The sequence below is a fragment of the Thiomicrorhabdus arctica DSM 13458 genome (genome assembly GCF_000381085.1).
GTDB lineage: Bacteria > Pseudomonadota > Gammaproteobacteria > Thiomicrospirales > Thiomicrospiraceae > Thiomicrorhabdus > Thiomicrorhabdus arctica.
The window spans coordinates 485,613-500,864 of sequence record NZ_KB905899.1 but is presented as its reverse complement, the minus strand read 5'-3'; the positions used below and the strand labels follow the sequence as shown (position 1 = coordinate 500,864).

At 41.0% G+C, this 15,252-nt stretch carries 12 protein-coding genes; 10 read left to right on the top strand and 2 right to left on the bottom strand.

Going from position 1 to position 15,252, the window contains the following annotated elements:
• Window positions 1-486: 486 nt before the first annotated feature.
• From F612_RS0102265 to F612_RS0102230, 8 genes are all read left to right on the top strand, one after another.
• Window positions 487-1,098, top strand: coding sequence for an SCO family protein (locus F612_RS0102265; RefSeq protein ID WP_019556124.1), 612 nt, complete (start codon window positions 487-489; stop codon window positions 1,096-1,098).
• 62 nt (window positions 1,099-1,160) lie between these two features.
• The gene (locus F612_RS0102260; protein WP_019556123.1) at window positions 1,161-1,673 is read left to right on the top strand and encodes a copper chaperone PCu(A)C; all 513 of its coding nucleotides are present in this window, start codon (window positions 1,161-1,163) and stop codon (window positions 1,671-1,673) included.
• A 107-nt stretch (window positions 1,674-1,780) separates the two neighbouring features.
• Window positions 1,781-2,293, top strand: coding sequence for a hypothetical protein (locus tag F612_RS0102255; RefSeq protein ID WP_019556122.1), 513 nt, complete (start codon window positions 1,781-1,783; stop codon window positions 2,291-2,293).
• A 182-nt stretch (window positions 2,294-2,475) separates the two neighbouring features.
• Window positions 2,476-3,141 carry a ribose-5-phosphate isomerase RpiA gene (gene rpiA / locus F612_RS0102250; RefSeq protein ID WP_019556121.1) on the top strand — a complete coding sequence of 222 codons (666 nt, stop codon included), beginning with the start codon at window positions 2,476-2,478 and terminating at the stop codon, window positions 3,139-3,141.
• Window positions 3,142-3,235: 94 nt separating this feature from the next.
• Complete coding sequence (locus tag F612_RS0102245) at window positions 3,236-3,739, top strand: peroxiredoxin family protein (protein WP_019556120.1); 504 nt, start codon at window positions 3,236-3,238, stop codon at window positions 3,737-3,739.
• 107 nt (window positions 3,740-3,846) lie between these two features.
• Window positions 3,847-4,488 (top strand): thiamine phosphate synthase, encoded by a 642-nt coding sequence (thiE, locus tag F612_RS0102240; RefSeq protein WP_019556119.1) that lies wholly within the window; start codon window positions 3,847-3,849, stop codon window positions 4,486-4,488.
• Between the two features lie 162 nt (window positions 4,489-4,650).
• Complete coding sequence (hemL, locus tag F612_RS0102235) at window positions 4,651-5,931, top strand: glutamate-1-semialdehyde 2,1-aminomutase (protein ID WP_019556118.1); 1,281 nt, start codon at window positions 4,651-4,653, stop codon at window positions 5,929-5,931.
• A 93-nt stretch (window positions 5,932-6,024) separates the two neighbouring features.
• Complete coding sequence (locus F612_RS0102230; protein ID WP_019556117.1) at window positions 6,025-6,576, top strand: elongation factor P hydroxylase; 552 nt, start codon at window positions 6,025-6,027, stop codon at window positions 6,574-6,576.
• A 162-nt stretch (window positions 6,577-6,738) separates the two neighbouring features.
• Here F612_RS0102230 and mpl read toward each other — a convergent pair whose 3' ends face one another.
• Window positions 6,739-8,121: a UDP-N-acetylmuramate:L-alanyl-gamma-D-glutamyl-meso-diaminopimelate ligase gene (gene mpl, locus F612_RS0102225; RefSeq protein WP_019556116.1), complete on the bottom strand. Its 1,383-nt coding sequence runs from the start codon at window positions 8,119-8,121 to the stop codon at window positions 6,739-6,741.
• 47 nt (window positions 8,122-8,168) lie between these two features.
• On the opposite strand from mpl, the gene F612_RS0102220 reads away from it, so the two are divergent.
• On the top strand, window positions 8,169-9,374 hold the full coding sequence (locus F612_RS0102220; RefSeq protein ID WP_019556115.1) for a ribonuclease D: 1,206 nt from the start codon (window positions 8,169-8,171) through the stop codon (window positions 9,372-9,374).
• A gap of 93 nt (window positions 9,375-9,467) precedes the next feature.
• Window positions 9,468-10,799, top strand: coding sequence for a 6-phosphofructokinase (locus F612_RS0102215; RefSeq protein ID WP_019556114.1), 1,332 nt, complete (start codon window positions 9,468-9,470; stop codon window positions 10,797-10,799).
• Window positions 10,800-11,104: 305 nt separating this feature from the next.
• Here F612_RS0102215 and F612_RS12830 read toward each other — a convergent pair whose 3' ends face one another.
• A complete protein-coding gene (locus F612_RS12830; RefSeq protein ID WP_019556113.1) occupies window positions 11,105-15,202 on the bottom strand; it encodes an EAL domain-containing protein in 4,098 nt (1,365 codons plus the stop codon).
• Between the last annotated feature and the right edge of the window lie 50 nt (window positions 15,203-15,252).

Genomic DNA, 15,252 nt, shown 5'->3' with positions numbered 1-15,252 from the left:
AATTATAACACTCAACGACCCTGACTTTCCTTCGTTCTTACATCCATCCGCTTGGTATCAACCTCTCGCAAGAATGGAATTAAACTTCACAGGATCGTTTGATACTGTTACGGCATGGTTAACAATTTTAGTTTAAAAAACTAATATGGCCTTCCAACTGACAAAGTAAACACAACGGGCATGATCTACTCTGCCTAAATAAGGGCGCGATCATTTATGGATTATAGGCAGAGACAAGAGTGTGGAGCTTAATTTATACTTTAGTGCTTACTCAAGCCTAAAAGACTGACTAATGACTAAAGCCATCTCCATTTAAGAAAATACATCTGATTGTTACGTCTGGGTGCTATTCAATGTGACATGTTAACAATTTCTTTCAAACCGAAAATTTCAAAACTTTCTCAAGCATTGTGTCACCTAACTTACTGTAAACTATTCCATGTTAGGTGCTTCTCACCTTAAAGCCCTTTACATGAGACACATTGAATGAATTCAAAACCTATTATTTTAGCGATCTCTCTCGGCATCATACTTGGAACTGCATTCATATTATCACCGCCCTTCAATATGCAAAGTGGCACTTCTTCCCAACTCATTATTAATGAAAAACCCAGTGGGGGAGACTTTCAGCTGACCTCTTCTGAAGGTCAACACCGCTTAAGTGATTATAAAGGTAAGTTAGTGCTTATCTATTTTGGTTACACCTTCTGCCCTGATATTTGCCCAACCGACTTGGGGAATTTATCCATGGCTTATCAAGGACTAACTCAAACTGAAAAAGACAATTTACAGATTTTATTTATCTCAGTGGATCCTGCTCGTGACACCCCTGCCCGCCTACAAAAGTATGCAAATTACTTTGAAGCAAACATAGTTGGTTTAACAGGCAAACCTGGAACGATTGCTGAAATAGCCAAACGCTATGGGGTCATTTACGCCAAAGTGGACACACATGATAATAGTAAAAATTATGCCGTCGACCATTCAGCTTTTACCTATGTTGTCGATCAAAAAGGGCAATTGCAAACCCAACTGCCGCATGCTACCAGCCCCAAGCAGTTGATTAAAACGATTCGACACTATCAGAGTCACTCATGATCATCAAAAAACCTGATGCATTATTCGAATGAAGACTTTTTAAAGAATTAAAGGACAAAAACATGAAAAAAACACTCACCGCTTTTTCCCTAGGCTTATTAACTTCAATCAGCTCTTTTCAAGCCATGGCAACTCAAGCAGATGACATCTCTGTAAGTGATCCATTTGCACGCGAAGTCCCTCCTGGTGCACCAGCAAGCGCTAGCTTTATGACATTGGATAATATGAGTGACCAAGCGATTAAACTCGTACAGGCCACATCAGAAGCCTCTAAAATTGTAGAGCTACATGTCCATACGAATGACAATGGTGTCATGCGAATGCGTAAAGTCGAATTTATTGAAATTCCAGCCAATGGTCAAACGGTTTTAAACCCAGGTGGTTTTCACATCATGCTGATTAATCCCGTCACGCTCCTTAAAGTGGGCCAAACTGTGAGTGTCCAACTCCAGTTTGAAGATGGCAGTACAAAACAAGTCGATATGCCTGTAAAATCTGTTAAAAACAGGATGGGCAATATGAATAATGGCATGGATCATAAAATGAAGCATGACATGTCGGGTCACATGCACTAAGTTTTGCCTTTTACCAAGCACTCGGTTATCCGCAAAAATAGCATGGCAGAATTTTTTGTTCAAATGCGCTAGAATGTCGCACACAATTTAAAACAGAGATTTAAAACATGAAAAAAACAACGATCGCATTCGGCTTAATTTTCGGGACGCTAGTCTCGACTCCCAGTTATTCAATGCCGCCAGGCTCGCACAGTACTCCAAGTACCCCAGCTGGAAAAAGAATCATTGAACGTCAAGGTGAACTATCAAAAGTAGACACCCTAAACCTTTGTGTTGATTACCATGACTTAAAAACAGAAGAGCAACGTCAAAACCATATCAAAGAATTGGACTTACGCTCACAACTCAGTGAGCAAGATCACAAACTGGCTCCTTTGCATAAAGTTTCTAACAGTATGACCATGTGTGGCATGTATATGTCAAAAGGTAAGCCGTTAGCCGAGAAGTCACGCCAGATTAGGCCTTTAACCTTTAAAACGGTCCATGTTTATGATGATTTATATATCACCACTCAATCAGGCATGATCACAGCAATTCTAGAACGTAAAGAAGGCGTTATGCCTCCAGCTTTAGTCCCTGAAAAACCAAGGGTACAAGCGCCACCTGTCGCACCTAAATAATCACCAAATGCAGACAAAATCCATTTAGGATATCTAAAGGATTTTTGAAACAAACCAGGCCTGGTGATTTTGCTAAAATGTTCAGCCTGGTTTTTGCTGTTACGCAGTTGTAACTATACAAGTGATGTCTTTTTGATTAAAATTACTGGCTAAACCATACAAACTACATAGAGAGTTAAAGCATGACACAAGATGAACTAAAACAAAAAGTGGCTCAAGCAGCAATCGAATACGTTGTCCCTGATACCATCATAGGTGTTGGAACCGGCTCTACAGCAAATTTTTTCATTGACGAATTAGCGAAAATAAAAGGCTCAATCGAAGGTGCCGTGGCCAGTTCTGAAGCCACTGCTGAACGCCTACGCGGTTATGGCATTCCCGTATTAGACTTAAACTCAGTTTCTGAAATTTCCGTCTATATTGATGGGGCTGATGAAGCCGATGCTGGGCTAAACCTAATTAAAGGTGGCGGTGGCGCTCTAACCCGTGAAAAGATTGTTTTAGCCGTCGCCAAAAAATTTGTCTGTATTGCGGATGACAGCAAAAAAGTCGCGGTCTTAGGTAAGTTTCCATTGCCCGTCGAAGTCATTCCAATGGCACGCAGTTATGTTGCGCGTGAAATCGTAAAGCGTTTTCGCGGTGAGCCCGTTCTCCGCGAAGGATTCACCACGGACAATGGTAATCTAATTTTAGACGTTCACCGCTTAGAGATAGTTGACCCTGTTGCGATGGAAAACGAATTAAACAGTATTGTGGGTGTTGTTACAAATGGTTTGTTTGCTGCTCGTCCCGCAGATATATTCCTATGTGGAACCGCCAATGGCGTTGAAACACTAACGGCTAAATAATCCACGCTACAAACAAGCTCTGTTAGCGTTTTTAAAGGGTCATGAACAAATGACCCTTTTTTATTTTTTTTCAAAACAAGAAGAGCCCTGAATTATGCAAAATATTGGTGGAAAAATCTTTGCGGTATTAGTCATTGGCCTACTAGCCACTTTACTTTATTTTACGGTATTTGCAGATGGCTTAGGCAAGGGCCCTAACATTACGATTGAAACGGAACAAGGTCAAAGCATTAACCTCAGCAAGCCGATGAAACCGATTCTAGTGAACTTCTGGGCAACCTCTTGTCCTGGTTGCATTAAAGAGATGCCGGAGTTGGCAAAAATGAAATTAGCCTTGGGCGATCGCTTTGAATTAGTGGCTATTTCTATGAATTATGATCCTGTGAGTCAGGTGCAAAGCTTCATTCAAAATAACCCCTACCCATTCATCTTTAAAATGGATACAGACGGTGCGATCGCAAAGGCATTTGGTAATATTTTACTGACCCCGACCAGCTTCTTAATTGCACCGAACGGTAAAATTGTTTACAAACAGATTGGTGAAGTTCATTTCGACCTAGTCGCAAAGCGCATTAAACAAATGAGTCCACAACTTTAATTCAGTCACTGACTCCTTCGACCATATTGATGGTGAGTACTCAATAATGTGCTCACTCTCGTTTTTTTAATACAGTCCTCCTTAAACAATAAGATAGCACCTTACTCATGGATTACTCATTACCCCTGACGCATAAAACCATTCAAGGTCTATACGTCATTACCGATCCGAGTTGCTCAACCCCAGAAACGTTAATCTCAGATGTCTCCTTGGCATTAGAAGGCGGAGCGAGGATTGTCCAGTTCCGTGATAAACACTCGGCTTATGAGCTACAACTCAGCTTAGCTAAGCAACTGAAAACTCTGTGCGAAAATCACCAGGCCTGGTTGATTATTAATGACGATATTCAACTTGCAAAACAATCTCAAGCACATGGGGTACATCTTGGTAAAAATGACGAAGATATGAAAACTGCACGTGATATTCTTGGCGCTGATGCCATTATAGGAGTCACTTGCTACAATGATTTACGACGCGCTCAACAGATGCAAAATTTGGGTGCTGATTATGTCGCATTTGGATGTTTTTTCCCCTCGTTGACAAAACCTAATGCACCACAAGCCGGTATTCAAACCTTAATTCAAGCCAAGAAAAACCTCAGAATTCCCATTGTCGCTATTGGCGGAATAAACCAAATAAATGCCAAACAACTCATCGATGCAGGCGTAGATTCCCTCGCGGTCATTCAAGGTGTTTTTGGCCAAGCGGATATAAAAGCTGCGGCACATGCTATCAGCCAACAATTTTAAATAATCATATCTGTATTCTTATCACTAAGACCTCAGACTCAATCCGGCCTTAATCCGGCCTTAATCCGCGGTGATTCGGCAATGATTTAACAACAAATTCACGGTATAATTCGGTTTTACTATTTCACTCCTAAACAAACTTGCAGATTAAAAGGAATTCACATGAGCAAATCTCACGACCTATTTGAAGCGGCACAACAACACATTCCAGGTGGCGTAAACTCACCTGTTAGAGCTTTTAAAGGCGTAGGTGGAGATCCTGTTTTCTTTAAAACCGCTAAAGGCGCATATTTAACCGATGTGGATGATAAAGTGTATATCGATTATGTCGCATCTTGGGGGCCAGCCATCTTAGGGCACGCTCATCCAGACGTGGTTAAAGCCGTGCAACAACAAGCCGAAAAAGGTTTAAGCTTCGGAGCACCAACAGCACTTGAAACGGAAATGGCGGATTTGGTCTGTGAACTGATACCTTCAATGGACATGGTTCGTATGGTGAGTTCTGGTACTGAGGCCACCATGACAGCGATTCGGTTGGCGCGAGGCTATACCGGACGGGACAAAATTGTTAAATTCGAAGGGTGTTATCACGGTCACTCTGACTCTTTATTAGTCAAAGCGGGTTCAGGGGCATTGACATTAGGTGTGCCTTCTTCACCAGGCGTTCCAGACAGCCTCGCTGAATTAACACTTACTTTAACGCACAATGATGCTGAGGAAGTGCGCAAAGTCTTTGCTGAAGTGGGTGAACAAATAGCCTGTATTATTGTTGAACCGATTGCCGGTAATATGAACTGTATCCCACCAGAGCCTGGCTTTTTAGAAACCCTTCGTGAGGTCTGTGATGCAAGTGGTGCAGTGCTGATTTTTGATGAAGTTATGTGTGGTTTCCGTGCAGGTCTGCAAGGCGCACAGGGGCTTTACAACATTACTCCTGACCTGACGACCTTTGGTAAAGTCATTGGTGGCGGTATGCCGCTCGCCTCTTTCGGTGGCAAGCGTGAGATTATGCAACACATCGCCCCATTAGGACCGGTCTATCAAGCAGGAACCTTATCGGGTAATCCAATCGCAATGGCTGCTGGCTTAATGACTTTAAACCTGATTAAACAAGCTGGATTCTTTGAAAACCTAGATACAAAAGCCAAGCGTTTAACGACTGGTATGCAAGCCGTTGCAGATGAGTTAGGCATTCCCTTCACCACCAATCAAGTGGGTGGTATGTTTGGGTTATTCTTTTCGGAAGAGAAGAATATCAGCCGTTTTTCCCAAGTCGCTAAGGGTAATTTGGAGCACTTTAAAGCCTTCTATCATGGGATGTTGGACGAAGGTGTTTATCTTGCACCCTCAGCTTATGAAGCCGGTTTTGTCTCTTCACAGCATACCGATGCCGATATTGATAATACCATTGCCGCTGCACGTAAGGTAATGGCGACCCTTTAAAATCAAAACAATCTGCCCAGGCCTGGTCAAACCAATTTTCCATCAGTTTGACGAGGCTTTTATCCCTTTCTCAGAAAATCGATAGTGCAATTTATGCAACCATTTATGCAACAGAATGCCGAAACCATTGTCAGTTTATTTAATCAGACCTTTATGGACACCTATAAAACTGAACTGGTACGGGGTAAAGGTGAACCGCTCTATTTGCCTGCCGATGAGAATCACCCGCATCATCGAATTATCTTTGCACACGGCTTTTTTGCCAGTGCCTTACATGAGATTAGTCATTGGTGTGTCGCAGGCATGGAGAGACGTTTATTGGAGGATTTTGGCTATTGGTATCAGCCAGACGGTCGAACAGCAGAACAGCAAACTGAGTTTGAAAAAGTTGAAGTTAAACCTCAAGCACTTGAATGGATTTTTTCACGCTCAGCCGGATTTAAATTTCACTTCAGTGCCGACAATCTAAACGGCGATTGCGATGGTCCAACACCAGAGTTTCAACAAGCTGTATTACGGCAAATACAAAGCTATCTGAAAAATGGCCTTCCTACACGCGCTCAATGCTGGTCAGATGGACTCATTAAAGCTTACCGACCGGATAAACCACTTCAAATTTCAGAGTTTTCCTTAAAAGACTTATAAACAAAGCCACCGTCGAAACGCCTAATCTACAATAATATATCTATGTCTTAAGATATTTTATAAGAAACAGATCACTTTTTTGAAGGTCGAATCATCCAAACAACCCAACCCACAATGACCACTAATATCAGTAGTTCCAAAAGTACCCAAACCATAAAACGGTTACCTCACCTTTAAAGCTTCGAACAGTTTTTGATGAATTCCGCCAAAACTGCCGTTACTCATAATCACAACGGTATCTCCTGTCTGTAAATCATTCACTAACTGTTCCAGTAGAGCTTCATAGCTATTTTTCACAATGACGGTTTGTGTAAACTCTTCTATTGGTAATGGCCAATTCCAATCGTCATCAATAAAAGCATAAACAACATCGGCTTCTTTGAAAGCTAATGGCAACGTCGCTTTATGAATGCCCATTCGCATTGTATTTGAACGGGGTTCAAATACTGCAATTAACCGACTTGGGCTGGCCCGATTTGTTTGGGCATGTTGCAGCTGCTTTCTCGCCCCTTGCAACGTAGTTTCAATCGCGGTTGGATGATGGGCAAAGTCATCAAAAACTTTAATGCCCTTCACTTCTCCAATCAACGTCATTCTGCGACGAATACCTTTAAATTCAGACAACCCCTCAACCGCAAAACGTGCCAGTACACCACAATGCACTGCGGCCGCAATGGCACTCAGGGCATTACGCACATTATGCAATCCGGTCAAAGTCCATTTTACACGCCCTAGGCAATGACCTTTATACATCACCTCAAACTCTGAACCGTCTTGGGCATAAAGTTTATAACTCCACTCGCCTGCAGAACCTTGTTTTTCGATTGGCGTCCAACATCCTAAAGCAATGACTTCGTCTAGATAAGGCTCATCAGTTGGCATCACAATCAAACCATTGCCTGGCACGGTACGCACTAAGTGATGAAACTGTTTTTGAATATCTTTAACCGAATCAAAAATATCCGCATGGTCAAACTCTAGATTATTTAACACACATGTTCTTGGATGATAGTGGACAAATTTAGAGCGTTTATCAAAGAAAGCCGTGTCATATTCATCCGCTTCGACCACAAAAAAAGGCGAATCGCCTAAACGTGCTGACACACCAAAATTTTCTGGCACGCCACCAATCAGAAAACCAGGATTTAAGTTAGCATATTCCAGTAACCAGGCCACCATGGATGCGGTAGACGTCTTACCATGGGTTCCAGCCACAGCAACCACCCAGCGATCATGCAAAACATGCTCTGCTAACCATTGTGGACCAGAGGTATAAGCTTGCAGTGTATTAAGCGTCGCCTCGACGGCCACATGCCCGCGACTTTTGGCGTTACCAATGACCACCGAATCAGGTGAATCTTTCAAAAAGGAGATGTCATCATCATTAGAAACGGCGATGCCCGCTTGCTCTAATTGACTACTCATCGGCGGATAAATGGCTTTATCTGAGCCAGATACTTGGTGGCCCATCGCTTTAGCAATTTGGGCAATTCCCCCCATAAACGTGCCTGCGATACCTAATATATGAATTTTCTCTACTTTCACGCAATTATCCTTGCTCAACTTACGTCACTCTCTTACACTCTCTCACTATGAAAAAGAATGCTTATATATCGGTAGAAACCGAATTCCAACTGCACCACTATTGTCAGCAAATTATCGATAACCCTGATATTTCTTGGGTGGCTATCGACACTGAATTTGTCAGAGTGGATACCTATTTTGCTGAACTTAGTTTAGTTCAAATTCAAGACTGCTTGGGACAAATGGCGATTATTGATCCAATATTGATCACGCAATCAGCCGATGTCACCAGCGGAACGAACCCTCTGCGTGCTTTGACGGCGTTACTGACCGATCCGAACACCCTTAAAGTATTCCATTCCGCACGCCAAGACATCGAAGTATTGTACCAACTTGAAGACAAAATGCCGGTCTCTATTTTCGATACTCAACTCGCCGCGCTGTTTTTAAAACATGGTGAAATGGCTGGATTCGCTCGCGTCATTAAAGAAGAGTTAGGCGTCATTATCGATAAAAGCCAAACACGCACTAATTGGCATCATCGCCCTTTGACGCCTGAACAGATTGAATATGCTTTAGATGATGTCCGTTACCTTTCGCCACTTTATGAACAGTGTTTAAAATCTCTAACCCCAGATGAAATTGAAGCGGTTACTCAAGACTGTGCCGCACTATTAGATAAAACACTGTATACGCCAGATCCAGAAAATGCCGGTGCAAAAGTTAAAGGCATCAAGGCCTTTAAAGCCAAACAATTGGCAATCGTTAATACCCTTGCAACATGGCGCGAAAATTTTGCCATGAGACAAAACCAACCGAAGAAATGGGTTATGGATGATGACGTGATTACGCATATTGCTAAACGCCCTCCCATTACGATGGAGGCACTTTACAAAGTGCCGCAGATTAAATCTTCTTCAGTGAAAGTCCATGGAGCACACTGGGTTGAATTAATTGATGAAGTGTTTCAGCAATCACCGGATGAATGGCCAAAACCTGCGCCTAAAGTAGCCAGCCCAACCCTGCAAGAAGAAGCATTCATACAGCTGTGTATGGCCTACGCTCAACAAGTGGCGATAGACTACCGTTTAAACCTACCATCCTTAATCAATCGCAATGATATACTCACTCTACTGCGCCTGGAAAACAGTGCGGAATCTTTCTTAAAAGGTTGGCGTAATCAACTGATAGGTAAAGACTTAATATCAATTAAAAAAGGTTTAACCTCACTTAATATAGAACAGAATAAAATTAGGCTCATCCCAGAAAAATAAATTTAAATGCCTTTGACTTGTATTTTTACGAGCTAATTTTGTTATGCCCTTAAAATGTCCAGTGACACAAGTGATAACTCAAGGATTCCCAAAGTGAACGCCCATAATAGTAACGCACCCTCTTCCCAAAAAAAGCCTCATAAGACTGGACAACAACCTGCAAAAAATGTCCTCTATGCTCAAGCTGGCGGTGTCACTGCGGTCATCAATGCCAGTGCGGCAGCCGTCATTGAAACGGTTCAGCAACATTCCGATTTTTTTGGCAAAACCTATGCCGCACTGAACGGTATCAAAGGCGTATTAGAAGAAGAGTTGGTTGATTTAAGCGACATCTCCCAAGCCACTTTAGAAAAGTTGAAATTCCAACCTGGCGCAGCGTTCAAAGCCTGTCGTTTTGATTTGGATCCACTTGATCATAACCCTGCACAATATGAGCGTGTTTTGGAGGTCTTTAAACGCTATGAGATTGGCTATTTTTTATACAATGGTGGCAATGGCTCGATGGTAACCGCACAAAAAGTGGCTGACTACTGTGGGCAACACGGTCATCCGGTCATCTGTGTCGGTGTTCCCAAAACCATTGATAATGATTTGGATCTATCGCACTGTAGCCCTGGGTTTGGCAGTGCCGCAAAATACCTTGCGACGAGCTTTCTAGAAGCCACGCAGGACATCATCTCTATGCATGAAACCTCCACTAAATTCTTTATTATGGAGACGATGGGCAGAAACACAGGCTGGTTAACCCTCTCTGCCGCTCTTATTAAAGATATTATTCCAGATGTGCCCTTAATCATACTGCCCGCTGAACGAGCTTTTAATGAAGACGCTTTTTTGCAAAAAGTTGAAGCCCTGATTACTGAAAAAGGATACTGTGTCTGTGCCGTTTCAGAAGGTTTACAGACAGCCAATGGCGAGTACATCAGTATTGCCAGTATCGAACACACCCATGAACGCGACTACATTCAATTAGGGGGCGCGGGTACCACCTTATCGCACATTGTCGCTCAGCATTTTAAACGTAAAACCCATTGTGCCATCCCTGACTATTTACAACGCTCTGCCAGCCATTTGGTCTCTGAAGTGGACTGGCAGATGGCATATGGTGCAGGAAAAGCAGCTGTTAAAGCGGCATTAGAGGGGTTACATGGCGTCTTGCCTATTATTGAACTAACAAGTATAGAACCCTTTACATGGCGCTATAAAACCGTTGATTTAAACGTGGTTGCCAATCTTGAAAAAACGGTACCAGATGCCTTTTTAACAGAAGATGGCATGGATGTCACAGAGGCCGCTTTAGAGTACTTACGCCCACTGATTCAAGGTGAACGCTCTGTCCCGTTTAAGAAGGGTTTACCAGATAGTCGATTAATTGAGTTCACAACGGTTGATCAACAACTAACCCCGTTTACGGCCATCAAATAACCAATGCAAACCATCGACATTTTCAAGACTTACCTAGCCAGGTAAGCTTTCCATTGCCGGAATTAAAGCTTCAGTAAGCTTTGGTTCCTATGTAAAAATTCCCGCTACTTTTTTCTCGTCTACATTCTACTGATCTAGAATTTTTTAAGACACCATGTCCATTTCAGTGGTGTTCGGGCTATCATTCTAAATGACATTAAGGATGGATCACTAAAAACATCCCCACATCCAATCATTAATAATCAACATATATAGTGAAATGTTCTCGACGAATAATTTACTCTTTTTTAATTATTTTATATATTTCAAGAACCTTTAATATCCACCATCCATGACGATAGCCAAGTTCGAAAATCCAACTTATTCATTGGTTTAGCAATTAAATAACCTTGGGCCATATCACAACCTAATTCGCTGACCAAACGCCATTCTTCAGGTGTTTCAACACCTTCCGCAACCACACTGAGATTTAGGTTTTTTGCCATTTCAATGATTGCTGTTAAAACATTGCTGGACTCCTCATCTTTATCTGAGTTATGAACGAAACGATGATTCAACTTCAACTCTGTAAAAGGAATGTTTTGCAACTTATTTAATGATGAGAATCCAATACCGAAACCATCAATAGAGACCCCCATGCCTTGTTGGGTGATGCGTGTTAAAGCCGCCAATGCAACTTCGGAATTCATCATGATTGAACTTTCATTAACTTCTACAATAATATTTTCGATAAAGAGGTGTGTTTCATCCGCTTCTAATAACAAGAAATCATACCAAGACAAATCGGCTAAACAAGAGGTTGAAATGTTAACCGAAACTTTTAGAGCATACCCCTCCCGAATCAACTCTCCAGTAAACAAAAAGGCCTGCTTAATAACTTGTTCAGTAAGTTCACCAATTAAGCCTTCTTTTTCGACCATTGGGATAAATATTGATGGACTAATATAGCCATTTTTGGGGTGATTCCAACGCACCAAAGCCTCCATACCTAATGGCACTTTGCTACTCATTGAGACTTTGGGTTGAAAATGAACCTCTAATTGATTTTCGTTTATTGCGGCAAAAATTTCATCTCGGGTAAAAGTAATCTCATCCGCCGGTTCGACGGCAACAGACTTCGTGGGAGATACTAATTGCGTTAAGCAATCGACAATGGACGGAAGATTTATCGGCTTTTCCAGTTCTGCAATAACATTAAGGTTATGCTGCTTCGCTAAGTGACTGGCGGCTTCTAAAACGTTCAAACCTTCCCCACTGATTAGCACAATAGCGCCTGGAAACTCATGTAAAGCCAGTTGGTTCAATACTTCCATGCCATCCATCTCAGGCATATTTAAATCGCAAAAAATAACATCAACGGCTTCTGTTTGCTGTGACAGATAGGTTAATCCATCTGAACCGGAAGCAGATAAAAAGTTCTTTGAAATGTGCAGCTCTTCCATGAAATTGGAAAAAAGCGTTAATATGAATGAATCATCATCAATGACCATGATATTCAAGTTTGATAATGGAAAGTCATTCAAATCAATATCGACAACTGAATTGGGCTCAGAAACACACTGACAATAGGCGTTGATAAACACAATAACCTCACCCAATTTAGGCTCCAACAAGGGCACAAGCTCTTGAAGAGTTTCGACATCACTTTGTTTTGCAGTACTTTCGACTTGATCAGCAATGTCAGCCAACGGTATTGCACCGATGGTTCGCGTAGAGGATTTCAACTTATGCGCAATATCAGCAATTTTTTTAAAATCGCCTTCTAATAAAGCTTGATGAATACCTACAATTTGAGGAGGAGTCTTCTCATTAAAATCTTGGAGAATTTTGCAGTTAAGCTCGATATCGTCGCCCACCAATCCATGTAACGCTTTAATATTTACACAAGGAGTTTCTTGACTGAATTCACTCTTGGTAGAGGTTAACTCTATTTGATCATCTAATACTTGAACCTTTTCCGATGGGTCCATCTGAAAACTCAGCCAATAATTAAGCTTTTGCTCTAAATCTTTAAGGTCTACAGGTTTGACCAAATAATCATCAATACCCGCTTCATGAGAGGTTGTTTTTGAGTTGTCCATAGCATCAGCTGAAATAGCAATGATCGGGAGGTGAGCTGTTGAGTTCTGTTCACATAATCGTATTTTTTTGACTAAAGTATTTCCATCCATCCTAGGCATGTTCATGTCTGTTAGCAATAAATCATAATGCCCGGAGTGATATAATTCCCACGCTGCCAAGCCGTCATCAGCCACCGTAGACTTATAACCAAGCATGGCTAATTGCTGGGTTATAACATGTTGGTTTATCTCATTATCTTCAGCCACCAAAATCTTGAATTGATGAATGCCTTGTTGAGAGAAATGTTCTGCAATAACGCTATCATTGGGCTGTAAATTAGTTTCACTGAGAGTGCATTTTTGAGACAGAAACGATACCTTAAAGGTCGATCCAAACCCTAACTTTGTGTCTAAACCTAGCGTCCCACCCATTGCCTCTATCAGATTTTTGGTGATGATTAAACCTATTCCACTGCCCTCAATGTCACTCGACTCAGCTCCTAAACGATTAAAGGGTGTAAATAATTGTTTTTGACGTTCTTCAGAGATTCCTAAACCAGTGTCTCTTACTGCTAAAGTAAGCATCTCTGAATCATCTACTTCACAGAACACTTCAATATAACCATTTTTGCGGTTATATTTAATAGCATTCGAGATCAGATTTAAAATTATTTGTTTTAAACGACGTTTATCAACATAGACACATCTTTCTGAATCGCGGTTATTAAACTCCAATAAAATACCATGTTTATCCGCCAAGGGTTTCACTAAGGAACTCGCTTGACGGATGGCTGTATCAATATTACACCACTCTAGATGAAGCTCTATATTACCAGTCTCAATCGTTGCTAAATCTAATACATCGTTAATTAGATTTAACAGATGCTCTCCTGCTAGGTGTATTTCAGAAATATTGTTAGTGATACTTTTAGGCAAACTTTTGTCATATTTAATCATTTGAGAATACCCTAAAATAGCATTTAAGGGTGTTCTCAACTCATGACTCATACTCGATAAAAATTCGGATTTTGCTCTATTGGCCAGCTCTGCAGAATTTTTCGCTTTTAGGAGAGCTTCTTCCGCCAACTTGCGTTTAGTAATATCTTTAATAATGCCTGTGAACATGGTTTTCCCAGAGATTCGCATTTTACCAACCACTAAATCCATTGCAAAAATAGAGCCATCCTTGCGTCGGCCATTTACACTCTTCTCAATACCACTGCTTTGTTCCTTAGCCAACTCCTCCTGATATTTCAAAAAAAGATCCGCTCCTTCATAAGATAATGGCATTAGCATGCTGATATTATGGCCTATCATTTCCTCTGATCGATACCCAAATAGCATTTCAACTGCTGGATTAACTGAATCAATAATGCCATCTTTACTAATCGTTATAATTCCATCAGCAACAGTATCCACAATTCCACGAACCCGAGCTTCTTTATCTTTAACGACATCAATCTGTTCTTTTACTTGTTGTTTCAACTTATTTTTAGCACGAATTGAAAATACAAGATAACCCGTCATTAACAAGGTAAATAGAAGAGTCAAACCACTGGCAATTAATGGAATAAATGTTCGTTTTGAAATAAAACCCATTTCAGAATTAATAAAGACAAACTTCCATTTCTGTTCAAAGAGCTGAACCTCTGAAACAAAGTATTCCGCATCCGAAAACTCCAACAAGGACTCTTTTCTTAAAATCGCTTCATCCAAGACGGTATCTGCTATCCCGGGGACGGCTCGACTACCATGATAAGCAATAAGATTCTCGGGTGTAATGTCTTGATCATAAATAAAAATATGTAAGCCACCTGGGGTTTTAATATACTTGTTCAAAGCATCCAATACCAACTCGCCTAAATTTACGGTTAAAATCACAAAACCTGTGAAATCTTCCGGGTCAATAACTTGTTTAAACTCATTATCTTGAGACCAGTAAATTGGCATAATAACTTTGAAGACACTCGATTGATCTGACGTTATCGGAGGGGTTAAATGTTCTATATAAAACTGTATTTTTCCACTTTCTTTAGCAAGCTGTAATTTCTGTAATAAAACAGGGTTTTTAAACTTTTCAAACCATTTACTGTGAGCTCTTTCATAATCTGTAGATTTACTGGGGCCGACATCCTTTTTAAGTGGCGTGGCACGATTAAAAAAATGTTCATGAAAATAGTGTGCTTGCAATTGACCTTCACTCATTACCTGATTTTTTGGATGATCCTGCTCCACTTTATAATTTAAAATTAAAACATCCTGCAATGCTTTAGTGTAAGAGTGTGTTTGATGCAAAAATTGTTTAAATTCATCTTCCAATACTAAATCATTTTTCTGTTTCAACTGTACGAGTAATGTGCCTAAATCAATAATTTAATTCTGAAACGCATTAA